Below are 18376 nucleotides of genomic sequence, written 5' to 3' on the forward strand. Positions count from 1 at the left end.
TGACATGCCCCCCATCGCCCCCCTTTCCCATAACGTGAGCGGCCCCCATGACGGGAAAACGTCATGAGTCCGCGCCATTTGGGTTTGATCGGGTTCGGCGCCATCGGTCGCACACTGCTGACCGCGCTTTGCGACAGCACCCAAGGCGCGCCTGAACGCGTCACCATTCTGGCGCGCCCCGCATCGGCCCAACGTGTCAGGGCGGCATTCGATGCGATTGACGGGCTTGCCAACTGCGCGCTTACGATTGTTACAGATACAAACGCGCTAATGGGCGCGCGGCCTGACGTAGTTGTCGAATGCGCGGGGCAGCAGGCATTGGCCGGGTTTGGCGCTGAAATCGTGGGAAATGGCGTCGATCTGATCGTCGCTTCGGTCGGGGCGCTGGCCGATGATGCGCTGTTTATGGGGCTGCAACAGGCCGCAAAAACAGGCCGCGCCCAGGTTTTCATCCCCTCCGGGGCCATTGGCGGTATTGATGCGCTGGCCGCTGCGCGCCTGTCGGGGATCGTATCGGTCAAATATACTGGCCGTAAACCGGCCCACGCCTGGAAAGGCACGCCTGCGGAAAACGTGTTGGATCTGAATACCTTGGCCGAGGCGACCGTATTTTTCACCGGCACCGCCCGCGAGGCCGCCCGCCAGTACCCCAAAAATGCCAATGTGGCCGCGACTTTGGCCTTGGCGGGCGCGGGCATGGACGCCACACAGGTGCATCTTATTGCCGATCCGGCGGTCAGCACCAACAGTCACGAATTTTCCGTTCTCTCAAATGCTGTCGATTTTACCATGCATCTGACCGGCAAACCTTCACCTGACAATCCAAAAACATCTATGTCGACCGCGTACAGTTTGGCGCGCGCCGTCCTGAACCGCAGCGAAACGTTCGTGATCTGAACGGTTCAACCCCGGCCCCGCCGTCTTGCAGGTAACGGTTTGCTCTGCCACACTGACGTTTTGTCTCGGGAGGCCGATCCATGGCACAAACTCCAATCGTCACCCTCACGCTGAACCCCGCCCTGGACATGAGCACGTCAGTCGGGACAGTGCGCGCCGGTCCGAAACTGCGCTGTGGTACGCCCCGGTTTGACCCCGGCGGCGGCGGGATCAACGTCAGCCGGGTGATTGCGCGCATGGGCGGAACCAGCATCGCCTTTGCCGCCCTTGGTGGGCCAAGCGGCGCGCATCTTGCCGAACTTCTGACCGCAGAAGGCGTGAATTTTCTCGCGCTTGAGGCCCCCGGCCCGACACGCCAAAGCATGGCCGTAACCGAAAGCACGACCGGCAAACAGTTTCGCTTTGTCATGCCCGGCCCCGAATGGACAGACACACGAATCGCCGCATCGGTTCAGGCAATCAGAAACGCCATGCCAAAGGGCGCGCTTTTGCTGGTCAGCGGCAGCCAACCGCCCGGCTTTCCCGATGATTTCGTACTGACCCTGACCAAGGCCGTGGAAGGCCACGCGGCGGTTTTGCTGGACACATCCGGCGCGCCGCTGTTCCGGGTTGCGGCCACCGACGGGGCCGGATTGCACCTGTTGCGGATGAACGCCGACGAGGCCGAAGAATTGGCCGGCACGCCCTTGCACACCATCGCCGAGACGGCGGATTTTGCGGCCGGTCTGGTGGCACGGGGTGTGGCAAAAACCGTCATCATTGCGCGCGGCGCCGAAGGATCGGTTCTGGTGTCGCCACAGGGGCGTTGGTTTTGCCACGCGGCGGATGTGGCCATCAAAAGCAAGATCGGCGCCGGCGACAGCTTTGTGGCGGGTTACATTCTGGCCACGGCACGGGGCGCGCCGCCGGATCAGGCGTTGGCACGCGGCGTTGCCGCCGCTTCGGCCGCGATCATGACCGAAGGAACAGAATTGTGCCGCGTCGAAGATGCCGAGGCCCTGATCGCCGCCTGCCCTGTCGGCCCGATCTGAAAGCGCTATCTTTTGGCGTTCCGGGCGATGGCCAAGGCATCGGCAAGGCGGATCACTTCGCCATATTTGCTGTGAATATCTATCAGGTTGCTTTCATGCTGTTCCGCCGTGCGATCGGCCACGCAATCGCGCACCACGAAGGGCGGAAAGCCATAGGCCATCGCATCAACCGCGCTGGCCCGCACACACCCGCTGGTGGTGCATCCGGCCACCAGCAACGTATCACACTGAGCCGCCGCCAGAACTGATGGCAATGACGTGCCAAAAAAGGCGGACGCCTGATTTTTGTGCAAAACCGTATCGGTTTGTTCGGAAAAACCCAGCCGCGGGTCAAGTTCGCAAGTGGCCGTGCCGCGGATCAGGGTGCGCAGTGAACTGCACTTTTCCCCCCAACGGCCCATATCCGACAGGTTTGCCAGATAGGAATTGATCGTGAAAATGATCGGCCCCGCCCCACGAAAGGCGGCGATCAATTCCGCCGTGTCGTTCACAGCCCCCGAACAATCCGACGCCAATGGGCTCAGCTCGGGTTCGGTAAACCCGCGCTGAAAATCAATCACCAGCAAAGCGGGGCGTTGCCCGGGTGTCAGCGTACCATCAAAACCGCCGCGAACATTATCAGAATTTTTCATAGGACTACCGAAGATTGGGAAGGAACAGTGCGATTTGCGGAAACGCGATCAGTAAAAGAATTGCCGCCAGTTCAATCAGAACGAATGGGATCGCGCCCCTGATGATTTGCGAAATGGATAAATCCGGCGCGATGCCTTTGATCACATAAAGGTTCAAACCCACCGGGGGCGTGATTACCGCCATTTCACACGTCAGTATCAGGATAACACCAAACCAGATCGGATCAATGCCCATGGCAACAATCACCGGCAACAGAATGGGTGTGGTGATGACAATCATCGATACGATATCAAGAATCATTCCCACGATCAGCAAAAACAGCAAAATGAACGCGAGCACGATCCATTTTGGCTGATCCATGCCAACAACCCACATCACGATTTTTTGCGGAATCATGAGCCGGGTCATGACGTGGCCAAACATCAACGCCGCCGCAAGGATAAGTAGTATCATCGCGCTGGTAATGGCGGTTGATCGCAAAACATCACGTACCAAAGCCAGGGTCAGTTCACGATAAATCGCCGCAACGAAAAAGGCACCAATCGCGCCAATTCCCGCCGCTTCGGTCGGCGTGGCAATACCGAAATAAATCGTGCCAAGCACCAATAGTACAATTAAAACTGCTGCCCATATATCAAACAGCGCGCGCCAGCGTTCCCCCCATCCGATATTTTCGTCGCTGCGCGGTGCCATTTTCGGGCGAAACACGGCGACAAGGATGACATAGGCCATCATCATCAATGTCAAAAGCAGCGCTGGCAAAACCGCCGCCATGAATAATTTGCCAACCGATTGGCCTGCAACCTCGCCATAAAGGACAAAGCCAATGCTTGGCGGAATAAGCAGCGCCAATGCGCCCGCCGCGGCGACGGTGCCGCCCGCCAATGATTGGCTATAACCGCGTTTCAACATTTCGGGGATTGCAAACCGCCCAACCGTTGCCGCCCCCGCCACGCTGACGCCGCTCATCGCGCCAAACACGGCAGAACTGGCCACGCTTGCCACACCAAGACCGCCCGGCAACCGGTTTGTCCAACAAGAAAACATGTTGAAAAGCCGTGACCCAATGCTGGTTTTGGCCATCACCTCGCCCATCAGGATGAACAATGGCACAGCCAACAACGAATAACTGACCAATCCGCGGTGCAACACGTCTGGAATTGTTTCCAGATACCCGATGCCCCCGTAAAGAACAAAACCCAGAATACTGGCCACGCCCAAAGCTGCAAAAATTGGCGTGCACATGAACAGCAGGAAAAAGAATGTAATGACGACAAGGATGAATATTGTGGTTGGATCCATGTCAACGCTCATCCTTTTTGCGCAAACCGGCCAAAAGACGGCCCGCTGAAACCATCCCCAGCGCCGTTGCCCCCAGCGGTATCAGTAACAAAAGCGGCCATTTGGGAAAGTCCAACAATGATGCTGAGCGGTAGCCTTTGTCATATGCGGTAAACACCGAATGGATTCCGGCATAGATCAACGTAAGTGAAAAGATCATGATCGACAGTTCGGATATTATGGCCGAAATGCGCGCCATTACACCGCTTTTGCCATTCCTGAAATGTTCAAGAGCAACGTGGCGGTTCTCAATATGGGTCCAACCCAATGCCGACCAGATCATGACCGCCAGAATGTAAGAGCTTATTTCAACCGCATGCACACTGGGCGACTGAAGAACATACCGCGCAATCACGGCATAGGTGATAATCAGCATCAGCAGTAAAAGAGAAATCTGCGCAACAAATATGCCCGCAAAGTTAACGGTTCTGGCCCAGCGAGATACCAGCATCACAGCATCCAATTCTTTTGAAATGCCGGATCGCCATTAACGATCCGGCGCTTGGTCATACCACCCGTTTATTGACGGGCCGTTTCGATAAGATCGAGATAGTCCTGACCGTTCCCTACTTTTTCCAGCCATTCTTGGGTTGCCGGGGCGGTGGCCGCTTTCATCTTTTCGATCTCTGCATCGCTGATCTGATGAATTTCCATGCCCTTTGATTCAAAATCGGCCAAGGCGCTTTTCATGAATTGCGCGACCATTTCAAATGCCGTCTTGTCACGTTGTTTGGCGGCTTTGGTGATAATGTCCTGAATATCAGCGGGCAATGATTCCCATTTGTCCGAGTTGATCGAAAGGATCGACGTATCAACCGCGAATGTCGCCAACGACAAATGATCGACAACTTCATACAGGCTGCGTCCGACCCCGGTCAGCAAAGGGCGCGGCGTGCCATCAATGACGCCACGGTCAAACGACAGATATAGATCGGATGACGACATGCCGGTTGGCGATCCGCCCATCAGCTGAATCGCGCGGGCATCAATCGAACCGGTCGTCGCCCATACCTTGTTGGCGATATCATCGATTGTCAGAATTGGATCTTTCTTGGAGTAAAATTCATAGGGGTCATAAGGGCCAACGCCCAAAACAACCGTGTTATGCTTTTCCCGCAGCTCTTGCGTCACCCCAAGATCCATCAGACCGGCATCCAGAACACGCTCAAGGTGATCAATGCTGCTGAACATGAACGGCAACGTGAAAATGCTGAGCGCGGGCACCGTGCCGCTGGGATAGGTGCCGGTCATATTCACCATATCCACGTCGCCGCGCGATACGGCGTCCAGCTCTTGATATCCATCATACAGCTGTGCCGAGTGAAAAACGTTGAATTTGACCCGGCCTTCGCTTTCGGTTTCGACCTGCTCAACGAACTGCTCAATCGGCTTCCACACATATTCATAGCTGGGTGGCAGATAGGTTGAGAAGGTAAGTTCGATCACGTCCTGCGCCGACGCAGCGCTTGTCGCTATTGCGGTTCCCGCGACCATGATGGCGCTTAGAAATTTATGCCGTATCATCCTGTTCCCTCCTATTTGGTGTACTAACCCTGGGCATCACCGCGGATCACGTCGCCTGTGCGTTCCGCCTCCCACAGCCCATGGCACAGGTACAAATGACGCATAGGGAGAGGTTTAAAGCAAGATGATATTTCGATATTTTCAGTTATTTTTGATTGATACTTTGCATTCCAAATCTCGGAACGCTGATGTTGGGCCTTGAACAAATCCGGCGTGATACGAAATCTAACATCAATCGTCGGCTGATCAATTTGGCATACCAAATTGAGACATCTCTTGAATCTGCGCCACACGGGCCCGCTCTTTGCATTTGCATCCCCGATCCGCTTGGCCAATACTGCGCCAAGCTTCTCAAGGGGAATTTTACCATGCTTCTTTCCCGATATTCGCCATACCCGTTCAGCCCGTCCAAGGGTAATTCGTGCGATCCGCTTGGCTCGGCGAAAGGGGCAACAGATATGATTATTTTGATACCTGAAGGCCAGTTAGGAACGCGCAAACGGATCGTATGGCAAACTGAGCGCGGCGCTTGCGCCTTCGATCACAGCACCGTGCAGATGGCCCAAATCGGATGAGCGCGCCGCGCCGGATCGGGGTTTTGGGCGGCATGGGGCCCGAAGCCACAGTATTGCTGATGTCACGCCTGATTGCTGCAACCCCGGCAGACGATGACGCAGATCATATTCCGCTATCGGTCGATATGAACCCCCAGGTGCCATCGCGCATCGCCCGGCTGATCGACGGCACCGGTGATGATCCGGCACCGGTTCTGGCCGCCATGGCCCAGGGGCTGGCGCGCGCGGGTGCGCAGGCGTTGGCAATGCCCTGCAACACTGCCCATAACTACGCCGATGCAATCCGCGACGCCGTTGAAATTCCGCTGCTTGATATGGTCGATCTGTCGGTTGTTCAGGCCGCAAGCCAGGCAACCAACGACCGCATTGGCATTCTGGGCTCGCCAGCGTTGCAAATGACCGGGCTGTTTGACCGGGTATTGGGCAAACGGGGCCTGACCGCACTCTACCCCCAAGATCAGGCCGCGATGCTGGCCGCAATCCGCGGAATCAAAAGCGGCGCACGTTCGGGAACCGCCAACAAAACGCTAAAGGCAGCGGCGCAAAATCTGGCATCCCAGGGCGCATCGGTGAATTTGATCGCCTGCACCGAATTTTCGCTGATCGCCGATGCGGCGCATGGCACGGTTGTGGTGATCGACACACTTGATGTCTTGGTCAAAGCGATGGTCGGCTTCGCCCTGGGCACGACACCCGACAAACATCTCAAGGCAGAGTGAAACATGAACAGCCCTTTCAACCCGCCCACCACAACACTGATTGAGGCCATCAAAACCGTTGTCGGCGATGGCGGATGGAAAGCCCCGAACGACGCCGCGCGGTATTTCAGCGATCCGCGTGATCGGTTCACCGGCGCGGCCTGCCTTGTGGCCCTGCCCCGAACAACGGCGCAAGTTTCGGAAATTCTGCGGCTGTGCAGCGGTGCGGGTGCGGCTGTCATCCCCTATGGCGGCGGCACCGGCGTTGTGGCGGGCCAACTTTCCATCGACAGCGATCAGGCGGTCATCCTGTCGCTTGAGCGGATGAACAAGGTGCGCAGCATTGCGCCCGAAGACGGCGTAATGATTGCCGAGGCCGGTTGTATCCTGGAGGATATTCACAACACCGCCCAACAGCACGGGATGATGTTTCCCCTGGGCATGGCATCCCAAGGCAGTTGCACCATTGGCGGCAACCTGGCCACCAATGCGGGCGGGATTCAGGTGGTGCGCCATGGCAATGCCCGTGATCTGTGTCTGGGGATCGAGGCGGTGCTGGCCAATGGCGATGTGATCGAAGATCTGGAACCCCTGCGCAAGGATAACACCGGCTATAACCTGCGCCATCTGTTGATCGGCAGCGAAGGCACGCTGGGCATCATCACCGCCGCCACGCTGATCGTGAAACCGGTCGATCCTGAAACTGTCACAGCACTTTGTGCCATCAATACACCCGCCGACGCGCTGCGCCTGTATCACCGGCTGGCCCGGTCCCTGGGCAACAGCATTTCAGGGCTGGAATTGATGAGCGATTTTGGCATCGGTCTGGTCAGTGGGCATTTTCCCAACCTCACCCTGCCCTTTGCCAACCGCACCCCATGGTATCTGTTGGTTGAGGCCAGCGGGCGCACCGGCCTGCGCGACGATGTGGAACAGGCGTTGGCCGGTTGCATGGAAGACGATCTTCTCACCGATGCGGTTCTGGCAGAGTCCGAAGGACAGCGCGCCAACCTTTGGGCGCTGCGCGAAAACACGCCCGAGGCCAACCGCCTGACCGGCGCCATTTGCAGCAGCGACACATCGGTCGCCATTTCCAAGGTTGAGGCATTCATCGACGCCGCCAGTGCCGCCGTGAAACAGGTGCATCCCGATTTGCGGATCAACAGCTATGGGCACATTGGCGATGGCAATATCCATCACAACGTGTTTCCGCCCGAAGGCATGGAAAAACCCGCCTTTATCGCCGCAAACCCCGGCGTCATCGACGCGGTGCGCAATGCGATCAGTGAGGCGACGGTGCAATGTGGTGGGTCGATCAGTGCCGAACATGGCATTGGGCGGCTCAAGACCGATGATCTGCAACATTATGCAAGTGCGGCCAAAATGGAGGCGATGCGCGCAATCAAACGCGCACTTGACCCAAAGGGCATCCTGAACCCCGGCGCGGTGTTGAAATAACCGCGCCCGATTATTCCGCCATATCTTTCATCACCCGGTAAAGGGCCGATTTCGCCTCAAACCCCACACCGGGAATTTGCGGCAGCCCGATCCGGCCATTTTCAACCGCCGTATCATCGGCAAATCCGCCAAAGGGTTGAAACACATCAGGATAACTTTCATTGCCGCCCAGATGCAAACCGGCGGCGATGTTCAGTGACATTTGATGCCCGCCATGGGGCACCACCCGCCGGGTGGACCACCCCAAATCGGCCATCACATCCAACGTGCGCAGATATTCAACCAGCCCATAGGACAGCGCACAATCAAATTGCAGCCAATCGCGATCAGGGCGCATTCCGCCATATCGCAGCAGATTGCGCGCGTCTTGGTGGGAAAACAAGTTTTCGCCCGTGGCCATGGGGGCGGCGTAATGCGCACCCAATTCCGCCTGCAACGCATAATCCAACGGATCGCCCGCCTCTTCATACCACAGCAGGCCATACGGCTCTAACGCTTTGGCATAGGCAATCGCGGTGGGCAGATCGAACCGCCCGTTGGCATCCACGGCCAGATGCGCGCCATCGCCCACCACATCAATCACCGCTTCGATCCGCGCGATGTCTTCGGCCAGAGACGCGCCGCCGATTTTCATCTTTACGTCGGCATATCCCAAATCAAGATATCCACGCATTTCATCCTGAAGCCGCGAATGATCCTTGCCGGGGTAATAATATCCCCCCGCCGCATAAACCCACACCGTTTCATCGGCCACGCCGCCGCGATACCGGTCGGCCAACAGCCGCCACAGCGGCACGCCGGCAATCTTTGCCACGGCATCCCAGATTGCCATGTCGATCGTGCCCACCGCGACCGAGCGTTCGCCATGCCCGCCCGGCTTTTCGTTGCGCATCATCGCATCCCAAATCGCAAACGGGTCAAGGTTATCGCCCGCTTCGTTGATCAGGGTATCGGGATCAGCCTCGGCAATGCGGTCAAAAAACCGCTCGCGCATCAGCGCGCCCTGCCCGTACCGCCCGTTGGAATTAAAGCCATAGCCGATCACCGGTTTGCCATCGCGGATCACATCCGTGATCACCGCCACCACCGAACAGGTCATTTTCGAAAAATCGATATAGGCATTGGCCATGGGCGAGGCGATGGAAACGGTCTTTTCGCGGATTTCAACGATTTTCATGGTCTCGCCTCACTCCAACGCATCGGCAATGGCGCGCCCACAGGTTTCGGTATCGGCCTGCCCGCCCAGATCGGCAGTGCGCAAGGCGGGATCGGTCAGCACCTTTTCAATCGCGGTTACAATTGCCGCTCCCGCCTTTGGGTGGCCCAGATGATCCAACATCATCGCCCCGGCCCAGATTTGCCCGATGGGATTGGCCACGCCTTTGCCCGCTATATCAGGGGCCGATCCATGCACCGGTTCAAACAGCGATGGAAACGTGCGATCCGGGTTGATGTTGCCCGAGGGCGCAATGCCGATTGTGCCGGTGCAGGCCGGGCCAAGATCAGACAAGATATCGCCAAACAGGTTTGACGCGACCACCACATCAAACCGATCCGGATGCAAAACGAACAGCGCCACCAGAATATCAATATGGTATTTATCGACGGTAATATCGGGATAGGATTTCGCCATTTCCGCCACCCGTTCATCCCAATAGGGCATGGTGATCGAAATCCCGTTCGATTTGGTGGCCGAGGTCAGTTTGCCACCGCGTTTTTGTGCCAGATCAAAGGCATAGCGTAGGATGCGATCAACGCCTGTGCGGGTCATCACAGTTTCCTGCATGACCATTTCACGCTCGGTGCCTTCAAACATCCGCCCGCCGATGGATGAATATTCGCCTTCGGTATTTTCGCGCACGATATACATATCAATGTCACCCGGCCCCCGCCCGGCCAAGGGCGACGTGACACCGGGCATCAACCGCGCCGGGCGCAGGTTTACATATTGGTCAAACTCACGGCGGAACAACAAAAGCGACCCCCAGAGTGACACGTGATCTGGCACCGTTTCGGGCCACCCCACCGCGCCAAAGAAAATGGCGTCATGGCCGCCGATCTGCTGTTTCCAATCCTCGGGCATCATCCGCCCATGGCGTTTGTAATAGTCGCAGTTGGCGAAATCGAACGTGTCGTATTCCAGCGCCACGTTATATTTCGCAGCGGCCGCATTTAGAACGCGCAGCCCTTCGGGCACGGTTTCAACGCCGATGCCATCGCCGGCAATAACCGCGATGCGGTGCGGTGTGTCTGTCATGGTGGTCACTCCTTCACCCGGATCGCCGCGCCGATCCGGGAACATTGAGATTAAATCAAGGCCCCACTGGGGATCCGCAAAAGCAGAACATCGTTCATGATCCACCAAAACGCGCCAACGGTGACAACGGCAATGATACCCCGCACCAACAGGGTTTTGGTGGACACTGAATCATGTTCAGCGACAAAGGCCATGGCGATAAATGCAACCAGGCTGGTGGTGGCAAAGCCCAAGATCGGGATGATCGCCACCCAAAGACCCAAGGTCACCACAGCCAACCCTCGCCGCCCCCAGGATGCGCCGGGGGCATCGGGCGATTTTGCCGGGCGGCCCCGCCCCAAAAGCCCCAGCAGGATAAGCAAGCCGCATAACCCCGCAAGAGCAAGCGCAATCGCCGTGGGAAAAACCGAACCCATCGCCGACATGCCGCGTGCCTCGCGAAACATCACCATCGCGATCACTACCAAAATGGCGGCAACAATAATGCCGGGCCAATCATGGCTGCTGGCGCGCGTCGCGGTTTTATCCGATCCGGCCTTGATATTCACCGGATGACCATCGGCCTGTGCGGCGACCGCGCCCAGGGGCCGTTTGCCCCGCTGCCGGGCGCGCCATTCGGCATAAAACGGATAGGCCAGCGTGACCAGGGCGGCGATGATAATGCCAATGCTGATCGGTCGACCAAAAAACATCCCGCCCAGATTGTTCGTCGCATTGCCAATCAGATAGGTCTGCACAAACCCCTGTTCGGCAATCGCGCCCAAAACAATGCCCAAGACGATGGGCGAGGCATCAAACCCATAGCGCCCCAAAACCCACGAAATCACTCCAAGGCCCACCATGATCTGTGCATCTTGCAGGTTGGAATGAATCGCAAACGATCCGATCACCGTCAGCAAGGCCACCGTGGGCACCAACATGGATTTCGGGATCGCCACGACCGATTTATACGCATACCGCCCAATCAATAGCCCGACGGGCAGCATGATCGCCGTGGCAATCAACAGGCCAAAGATGAACGTGTAAACCACGTCGCCTTCGGAGGAAAACAGGGTCGGCCCAATCTTGATCCCCTGCACCAACAGCGCGCCAAGGATGATTGCATCGGGCGGCGTGCCGGGAATGCCCAGAACCAGCGTAGGGATAAATCCGCCGCCCACGGTGGCATTGTTGGCCGCCTCGGTCGCGATTATGCCGCCCGGTTCGCCCTTGCCAAATTCGGAGGATCGGGGCGAAGAGCGGCGCGCCTCGGAATAGCTGACCAGCCCGGCGATTGACCCGCCCGCACCGGGCAGAATACCGATCACCGTGCCGATCACCGACGAGCGCACAACGTTAAACTTATCGCGCCATGCAATGCGCCCCGCCTCGCGCAGGCGCATCCCTTCGTGGCCGTGTTCGATGCGCAAATGCGGATCGCGGGTGGCCACCAGATCAATGATCACCGGAATACAGTATAACCCGATCAGGGCTGAAACGATGTCAATCCCACCCAGAAACGCCTGAAACCCGCCGGTAAAGCGCACATCGCCGCCGACCACGGCGACCCCGACCATGGATAACAACAGCCCGATACAGGCCCCGATCAACCCTTTCAGCGTGTTGCCAACCGAAAGCGCCGAAATCAGGGTCAGCCCGAACAGCGCCAGCCAGAAATATTCGGGCGGGCCAAATGCCAATGCGACACTGGCCAAAGGCGGTGCCAGAAACAACAGGCTGAGCCCGCCAATAAGGCCGCCCACGACCGATGCCAATGTGGCCAGCGTCACGGCCAAGCCGCCATCGCCGCGCCGGGCCATGGGAAAGCCATCAAATGTGGTGGCGATCGACGACGGCGTGCCCGGTGTGTTCACCAGGATCGCCGCGAATGCCCCACCATAGATTGCGCCGGTGTAAATCGCCCCCAGCGCAATCAGACCCCCGGCGGGGTCCATTGTGAATGTGAAGGGAACCAGCACGGCAACCGCCATTGTCGCCGAAAGCCCCGGCAAGGCGCCCACCACCGTGCCGAACACCACGCCAACAACGGCCAGCATCAGGTTGAACGGGGTCAGCGCATTCAGGAAATAACCGAGCAGGTCCATCACTGTTGCCTGTTACTGACCGATGCCAAGAACTTTGGCCGCGTCTTCATAGGCTGCCTTCCGTTTTGTCATGAATTCATCCATTTTGTCATAGGTGATATCGGTCAAAACAAAGGCTGCATCTTCCATTTTTTTGCGGAAATCGGGGTTTTGATTGATTTCTTCGATGATGTCCGAAACCTGTGCGCGCACCTCTTCGGACGTCGAGGCCGGAACGCCAACACCGCGATAGGCGCCACTTACCAGGTCATATCCCAGCTCTTTGAATGTCGGAACGTCGGGAAATGCCGGCATCCGTTCTTCGGTGGCCACGGCCAACATCCGCACCTGATCGCCCTGCGAGGCCTGAACGGTGGAATACCCCCAATAGCCCACGGTCTGCCCACCCAAAAGTGCGGGCGTGGCGGTGCCGGTGCCCGAGAACGGAATATAGGTGGTTTGGATCCCTGCAAGATCATCAAACGTGACCTGCGCCACATGGTTGGCCGAATTCACCGCCGAGCCGGCAAAGGTGGTCATGCCCGGATTGGCCTTGGCGTATTCCACGAGGTCAGCCAGGGTTTTATGGGGGCTGTCCTGGGCCACAAGAAGGGCGTCGGGCGTGTAATGAAACATATGCACCGGCACCAGATCATCGGTTTTATAACCAACTTCGCTGGCCATCGGTTGCAGGATGATATGGGGCAGGTTCACACCCATGATGGTGTATCCATCGCCCGCGATTCCGTTCAGTTGCGACCATGCCTGCGCGCCGCCACCGCCCGGCTGATATTGGATCACAACATCCTGACCGGTCACATCGGCCCAATGGGCCTGTTGAAACCGCGCCGAAATGTCAGATTCTCCACCCGCGTTGAACGGAATGATATAGGTCATCGCCTTTGTCGGAAAGCCATCGCCAGACTGCGCAACGGCAGGCAGCGCCGTGGTCATGGCCAGCGTCGCCGCGGCCAAAAGTGTTTTGGTGAAAAGTTTCATGATTTCCTCCCAGAATTCATAGACTTGCAAGTTCGACTCAACATGCTGGCAAAAGTTAAACAGAAACCCGCGCCCCGGTCTAGGGTGATGACAGACCCAATACCGGATCTGTCCGGGCGGGTTGAACACTCCCGACCCAAGATCAAGAGCGCGCCCTTGCGCAACCTCATCAATTCGTTCAACATAAATTGACCATCCCAGAAAGATGGAATCGCAACTGCGATGAATTGGCCCCGAAAAAGCCAAATAAAACAAAACACTACAAGGGAGAACACCATGGAGATCGGAAGAAAATTTGCGGCGATTGCGGTCGCGGCAAGCTTGGGAATGGGCGGCGCGCTGTCTGCATCCGCACAGGATTTGACCGGCACCCTGAAAAAGATTTCCGATAACGGTGAGATCGTGATCGGCCACCGCGAATCCTCGGTGCCTTTGTCGTATCTTGATGAAAATCAACAGCCGGTGGGCTATACAATCGATATCTGCTCGCGGATTGTCGATGAAATTTCGGCCGAACTGGGCAAGGAAATTTCAATCCGGTATGTCCCGATCAACCCGAAAACGCGGATTCCGCTGTTGGCCAACGGCACGATCAACATGGAATGCGGATCAACCACCAACACACTGACCCGTCAGCAGCAGGTCGAATATCTGCCGCCAACCTTCATCACCGGCACAAAGATTCTGACGAAAAAAGACAGCGGCATCAATTCGATTGATGACCTGGGCGGCAAGGTGATCGGCCTTGCACCGGGCACAACAAATGACCGCGTGATCCGGGAAGAGGCGGAAAAGCGCGGCCTTGATGTTGATTTCCTGGTCGTAAATGACCACGCCGAAGGCATGCTGGCGTTGGATACCGGGCGCGCTGATGCCTATTCAACCGATCACATCCTGTTGTTCGGTCTGATCGAGACATCGAAAAACCCCGATGATTTTGCCGTGGTCGGCGATTTCCTGTCCTATGATCCCTATGCGATCATGGTGCCGCGTGATGACAGCGCGTTCGAACTGGTCGGGAAACGGGCGCTCGCCAACTTGTTCCGTTCCGGTGAGATCAACGAGATCTATGGCAAATGGTTCGATCCCATGGGCATCGAACAGACCCCGCTTCTGAAAGCATCGTTTCAGCTTGCAACTCTGCCGGAATAATCCGCAACAGAGTGATGACAGGCCGGACAGGGCACCCCCCTGCCCGGCCTTTTCCAACAACAGCGGGGGTTGGCGATGAATTACAATTGGAACTGGGCCGTTCTGTTTCAGGAGCCTTACATGGGCTGGCTGATCAGCGGCCTTGGCTGGACTGTTGCGGTGTCGCTGTGCGCCTGGGTTGTTGCGTTTGTGATCGGCGCGCTGATCGGGGTTGGCCGCACGGTGAACAATCGGCCAATTTCATTCCTGTGCACCGCCTATGTCGAATTGTTTCGCAATGTGCCTTTGCTGGTTCAGTTGTTCGTGTGGTATTTCGCGGTGCCGGAATTGGTACCCGAAGGTTTGGGCCAATGGATGAAACGCGGCATGCCGATGCCCGAATTCACCACAACCGTGATCGCACTGGGCCTTTATACCGCGTCGCGGGTGGCCGAACAGGTGCGCGCGGGCATCGAATCCATCCCCAAGGGGTTGAAATCTGCGGCCCGGGCCAACGGGTTGTCGGGCACACAGATGTATCGCTATATTCTTTTGCCGATCTCATTTCGTCTGATCGTGCCGCCGCTGACCTCGGAATTTCTGACGGTGTTCAAAAACTCGTCTCTCGCGCTGACCATCGGACTGCTGGAACTGACGGCGCAAAGCCAACAGATCGCCGACTATACCTATAACAGCTTTGAGGCGTTCACCGCCGCGACAGTGATTTACATCTTCATTGCCCTGGTTGTGACCGGGCTGATGCAGATCATCGAAACCCGCACGGCCATCCCCGGCCAGTCAGGAAAGGCAGCCTGATGTCCGGCTTTGATTTTACCGTCATTCTGGAATCCCTCCCGTTTCTGTGGGAAGGATTGCAGCTAAGTTTTTTCCTTACGTTTCTGGCAATTATCGGTGGCCTCGGTTTTGGCGTGTTGCTGGCGCTGGCGCGGCTGTCGGGCATCCGCGCGCTGTCGCTTGTAGCGGCGACCTATGTCAATCTGATCCGGTCTGTGCCGCTGATCCTGGTTATTTTCTGGTTCTATTTTCTGGTGCCGCTGGCGTTGGGCCGTCCGGTGGGCGGTTTTCAATCGGCTGTGATCGCCTTTGTCATGTTTGAGGCGGCGTATTATTCCGAAATCATGCGCGCCGGAATCAAAAGTGTCGCCAAAGGCCAGGTGCAGGCGGCAAAATCCACCGGTCTTGGCTATTGGCGGACCCAGCGTCATATCGTTTTGCCCCAGGCGTTTCGCAATATGATCCCGGTTCTGGTCACCCAGGCGATCATCCTGTTTCAGGACACATCGCTGGTTTTTGTGGTCAGCCTGCGGGATTTCATGACCGTCAGTTCCATTGTTGCCCGAACCGAAGGGCGGTTGGTTGAAATGTATCTTTTCGCTGCCGCCGTGTATTTTGTCATCTGTTTTGCCGGTTCGCTTGCGGTGCGCCGTCTTCAATCCAAGGTTGCCACATGATCGAAATTGACAATATCTCAAAGAAATATGGATCGTTTCAGGTTCTGCGCGACTGCTCCACCTCTGTGGCCAAAGGCGAAGTTGTCGTGGTGTGTGGCCCGTCGGGATCGGGGAAATCGACCCTGATTCAATGCGTTAACGGGCTTGAGCCGGTTCAGCAGGGGCAGATCACGGTTGATGGAATTGCCGTCACCGACAAGAAAACCAACCTGACGCGCCTGCGTGCGCGCATTGGTATGGTGTTTCAGCATTTCGAACTTTACCCGCATATGAACGTTCTGGAAAACCTGTGTCTGGCACAGGAAAAGGTTCTGAAACGCCCCCGCGCCGAAGCCGTGGCAAAGGCCGAGGCCCTGATCGCAAGGGTGGGATTATCGGATCACATTCACAAATATCCCGGCCAATTGTCGGGTGGCCAGCAACAGCGCGTCGCCATTGCGCGATCTCTGGCGATGGATCCGATTGCGATGCTGTTTGACGAACCCACTTCGGCGCTTGACCCCGAGATGATCAACGAAGTGCTGGACGTCATGGTGCAACTGGCCACCGAAGGCATGACGATGATGGTCGTGACCCACGAAATGGGCTTTGCGCGCAAAGTGGCAGATCGGGTGGTGTTCATGGACGCCGGCCGGATCGTCGAAGACCGCAAGACCGAAGATTTCTTTTCCAATCCCGAAAGCCCGCGCCTGCAGGATTTCCTGTCACGGATTCTGCATCACTAATCGCACGGTTACAGGTTTGGCATTTTTCAAATGCGGATATGCAGGGCGTTCGCGCCCTGCATACCATAGGTTCGGATCAGTCGTTCGACCAGCCTGAGACGGATTTGACTTCGCAGAAGTCCTCAATCCCCCAAACGCCGCCCTCACGGCCATTGCCCGACCGTTTGATGCCACCAAACGGTGAACCGGCACCCCGGCTTTCGCCGTTCATCTCAACCATGCCCGAGCGCAGTTTTTGCGCCAGCCGGTTGCGGCGCGCACCATCCTGGGTCTGAACATAGTTGGTCAAGCCATAGTCGGTATCATTGGCCATTTCCAACGCCTGATCTTCGGTATCGAACTTCATGATCGAAAGAACAGGCCCGAAAATCTCTTCGCGCGCGATGGTCATGTCGGGGGTGACATCGGCAAAAACCGTGGGCTTGACGTAAAATCCGCGGTTCATACCCTCGGGACGTCCCGTGCCCCCGGTGACAAGGCGGGCGCCATCGTCGATGCCCTTCTGGATCAGATCCTGAATCTTGGTCCACTGGGTTTCGTTGACAACCGGGCCGATGTGTCTGCCCTCTTTGTTGGGCGCGCCCACTTCGACCTTTTCTGCCACCAAACGGGCATTTTCAACCGCGTCGTCATACACGCTGGCCTCAACCATCATCCGGCTTGGCGCGTTACAGCTTTGGCCTGCGTTGCTCATCATATGCAGCACGCCACGTTTGACCGCCTTTTCATCGGCATCCGCGAAAATCAGGTTCGCGCCTTTGCCGCCCAGTTCCAGATGCACCTTTTTCAAAGTGTCCGCCGCATTCTTGGAAATGGCGATTCCGGCGCGGGTCGAGCCGGTGAAGCTGACCATATCCACATCCTTGTGCCCTGTCAGCGCCGTACCTACGCCGGTTCCATCACCGTTGACCAGATTGAACACACCGGCGGGAAACCCGGCCTCGTCCATCATTTCGGCAAACAGCATCGCGCTCAGCGGGCTTTCCTCGGAGGGTTTCAGAACCATGGTGCATCCGGCCACAACTGCCGCGCCCACCTTCAGCGTGATCTGGTTCATTGGCCAGTTCCAGGGCGTGATCATCGCCACAACGCCAACCGCTTCCTTGATGATCCGGTCATTGGGCGCGTGTTCGCCCAGCGGTTTGATGAATTCAAATGCCTTGGCGGCGCGAATGAAGCTTTTCAGATGGCTGTAACCCGCGCCCCATTGCGACGAGCGGGCAAAATCAATAGGCGCGCCCATTTCCTGACTGATCGCCTGTGCCATCTCTTCGGATTTCTCTTTATAAAGTGCTGCCAACTTTTCCAACAGCGCGATCCGCTCTTGTGGCGGCGTGGCCATCCAACCGGGCAGTGCCTTTTTGGCGGCGGCAACGGCGGCATCCACGTCGGCCTGACCACCCAATGAAATCACCGCACAGGGTTCTTCTGTCGCCGGATCAATGACCTGATGATCCTTGCCCTGCTGCGGTGCAACCCATGTGCCGTTGATGTAAAAATCACGTTTCTCGATCATGTTTCTGTCTCCGTATGTTTCAGTTGAATGTTGCAATGCGCCGTCGTGTGCGATCC

General features: G+C 57.2%; 18 protein-coding genes. 9 read left to right on the top strand and 9 right to left on the bottom strand.

Annotation, left to right across the window (positions count from 1 at the left end; genetic code table 11):
- The first annotated feature begins 63 nt into the window (after positions 1 to 63).
- Entirely contained in the window at positions 64 to 897 is an 834-nt protein-coding gene (locus tag C8265_RS02235; RefSeq protein ID WP_108482328.1) for an aspartate dehydrogenase, read from the top strand.
- A gap of 80 nt (positions 898 to 977) precedes the next feature.
- Positions 978 to 1928, top strand: coding sequence for a 1-phosphofructokinase family hexose kinase (locus C8265_RS02240; protein WP_108482329.1), 951 nt, complete (start codon positions 978 to 980; stop codon positions 1926 to 1928).
- 5 nt (positions 1929 to 1933) lie between these two features.
- Here C8265_RS02240 and C8265_RS02245 read toward each other — a convergent pair whose 3' ends face one another.
- From C8265_RS02245 to C8265_RS02260, 4 genes are all read right to left on the bottom strand, one after another.
- Positions 1934 to 2560, bottom strand: a complete 627-nt coding sequence (locus tag C8265_RS02245) for an isochorismatase family protein (protein ID WP_108482330.1) — start codon at positions 2558 to 2560, stop codon at positions 1934 to 1936.
- A gap of 4 nt (positions 2561 to 2564) precedes the next feature.
- Complete coding sequence (locus C8265_RS02250; RefSeq protein ID WP_108482331.1) at positions 2565 to 3863, bottom strand: TRAP transporter large permease; 1299 nt, start codon at positions 3861 to 3863, stop codon at positions 2565 to 2567.
- Between the two features lies 1 nt (position 3864).
- Complete coding sequence (locus C8265_RS02255; RefSeq protein WP_108482332.1) at positions 3865 to 4353, bottom strand: TRAP transporter small permease; 489 nt, start codon at positions 4351 to 4353, stop codon at positions 3865 to 3867.
- 68 nt (positions 4354 to 4421) lie between these two features.
- The gene (locus C8265_RS02260; protein WP_108482333.1) at positions 4422 to 5426 is read right to left on the bottom strand and encodes a TRAP transporter substrate-binding protein; all 1005 of its coding nucleotides are present in this window, start codon (positions 5424 to 5426) and stop codon (positions 4422 to 4424) included.
- A gap of 188 nt (positions 5427 to 5614) precedes the next feature.
- Here C8265_RS02260 and C8265_RS02265 point away from each other — a divergent pair, with 188 nt between their 5' ends.
- From C8265_RS02265 to C8265_RS02275, 3 genes are read left to right on the top strand one after another with little or no spacing between them, the layout of a single operon-like run.
- Positions 5615 to 6001 (top strand): hypothetical protein, encoded by a 387-nt coding sequence (locus C8265_RS02265; RefSeq protein WP_108482334.1) that lies wholly within the window; start codon positions 5615 to 5617, stop codon positions 5999 to 6001.
- Entirely contained in the window at positions 5998 to 6720 is a 723-nt protein-coding gene (gene cuyB, locus C8265_RS02270; RefSeq protein WP_108482335.1) for a cysteate racemase, read from the top strand. Before C8265_RS02265 ends, cuyB begins: the two co-directional genes overlap by 4 nt.
- A 3-nt stretch (positions 6721 to 6723) precedes the next feature.
- Positions 6724 to 8157: an FAD-binding oxidoreductase gene (locus C8265_RS02275; RefSeq protein ID WP_108482336.1), complete on the top strand. Its 1434-nt coding sequence runs from the start codon at positions 6724 to 6726 to the stop codon at positions 8155 to 8157.
- A gap of 10 nt (positions 8158 to 8167) precedes the next feature.
- Here the strand turns inward: C8265_RS02275 and C8265_RS02280 are convergent, their stop codons facing one another.
- Genes C8265_RS02280 through C8265_RS02295 form a run of 4 tightly spaced genes read right to left on the bottom strand, consistent with a single transcriptional unit; the run spans position 8168 to position 13476 of the window.
- The gene (locus C8265_RS02280) at positions 8168 to 9334 is read right to left on the bottom strand and encodes a mandelate racemase/muconate lactonizing enzyme family protein (RefSeq protein WP_108482337.1); all 1167 of its coding nucleotides are present in this window, start codon (positions 9332 to 9334) and stop codon (positions 8168 to 8170) included.
- Between the two features lie 9 nt (positions 9335 to 9343).
- The gene (locus tag C8265_RS02285) at positions 9344 to 10414 is read right to left on the bottom strand and encodes a tartrate dehydrogenase (protein ID WP_108482514.1); all 1071 of its coding nucleotides are present in this window, start codon (positions 10412 to 10414) and stop codon (positions 9344 to 9346) included.
- Between the two features lie 50 nt (positions 10415 to 10464).
- Positions 10465 to 12498: a tripartite tricarboxylate transporter permease gene (locus tag C8265_RS02290; protein WP_108482338.1), complete on the bottom strand. Its 2034-nt coding sequence runs from the start codon at positions 12496 to 12498 to the stop codon at positions 10465 to 10467.
- 12 nt (positions 12499 to 12510) lie between these two features.
- Positions 12511 to 13476 (bottom strand): tripartite tricarboxylate transporter substrate binding protein, encoded by a 966-nt coding sequence (locus C8265_RS02295; protein ID WP_108482339.1) that lies wholly within the window; start codon positions 13474 to 13476, stop codon positions 12511 to 12513.
- Positions 13477 to 13752: 276 nt separating this feature from the next.
- Here C8265_RS02295 and C8265_RS02305 point away from each other — a divergent pair, with 276 nt between their 5' ends.
- From C8265_RS02305 to C8265_RS02320, 4 genes are all read left to right on the top strand, one after another.
- Positions 13753 to 14628 carry an amino acid ABC transporter substrate-binding protein gene (locus C8265_RS02305; protein WP_108482341.1) on the top strand — a complete coding sequence of 292 codons (876 nt, stop codon included), beginning with the start codon at positions 13753 to 13755 and terminating at the stop codon, positions 14626 to 14628.
- A gap of 75 nt (positions 14629 to 14703) precedes the next feature.
- Positions 14704 to 15423, top strand: a complete 720-nt coding sequence (locus C8265_RS02310; protein WP_108482342.1) for an amino acid ABC transporter permease — start codon at positions 14704 to 14706, stop codon at positions 15421 to 15423.
- Positions 15423 to 16079 carry an amino acid ABC transporter permease gene (locus C8265_RS02315; protein ID WP_108482343.1) on the top strand — a complete coding sequence of 219 codons (657 nt, stop codon included), beginning with the start codon at positions 15423 to 15425 and terminating at the stop codon, positions 16077 to 16079. The genes C8265_RS02310 and C8265_RS02315 overlap by 1 nt, the downstream gene beginning before the upstream one ends.
- Complete coding sequence (locus C8265_RS02320) at positions 16076 to 16804, top strand: amino acid ABC transporter ATP-binding protein (RefSeq protein WP_108482344.1); 729 nt, start codon at positions 16076 to 16078, stop codon at positions 16802 to 16804. Before C8265_RS02315 ends, C8265_RS02320 begins: the two co-directional genes overlap by 4 nt.
- Positions 16805 to 16880: 76 nt before the next feature.
- On the opposite strand, the gene C8265_RS02325 is transcribed toward C8265_RS02320, so the two are convergent.
- Complete coding sequence (locus tag C8265_RS02325) at positions 16881 to 18320, bottom strand: aldehyde dehydrogenase family protein (protein ID WP_108482345.1); 1440 nt, start codon at positions 18318 to 18320, stop codon at positions 16881 to 16883.
- Positions 18321 to 18376 lie beyond the last annotated feature (56 nt).

Origin of the sequence: Oceaniglobus ichthyenteri, from assembly GCF_003057885.1 — a bacterium.
In the GTDB taxonomy this organism is placed as follows: domain Bacteria; phylum Pseudomonadota; class Alphaproteobacteria; order Rhodobacterales; family Rhodobacteraceae; genus Oceaniglobus; species Oceaniglobus ichthyenteri.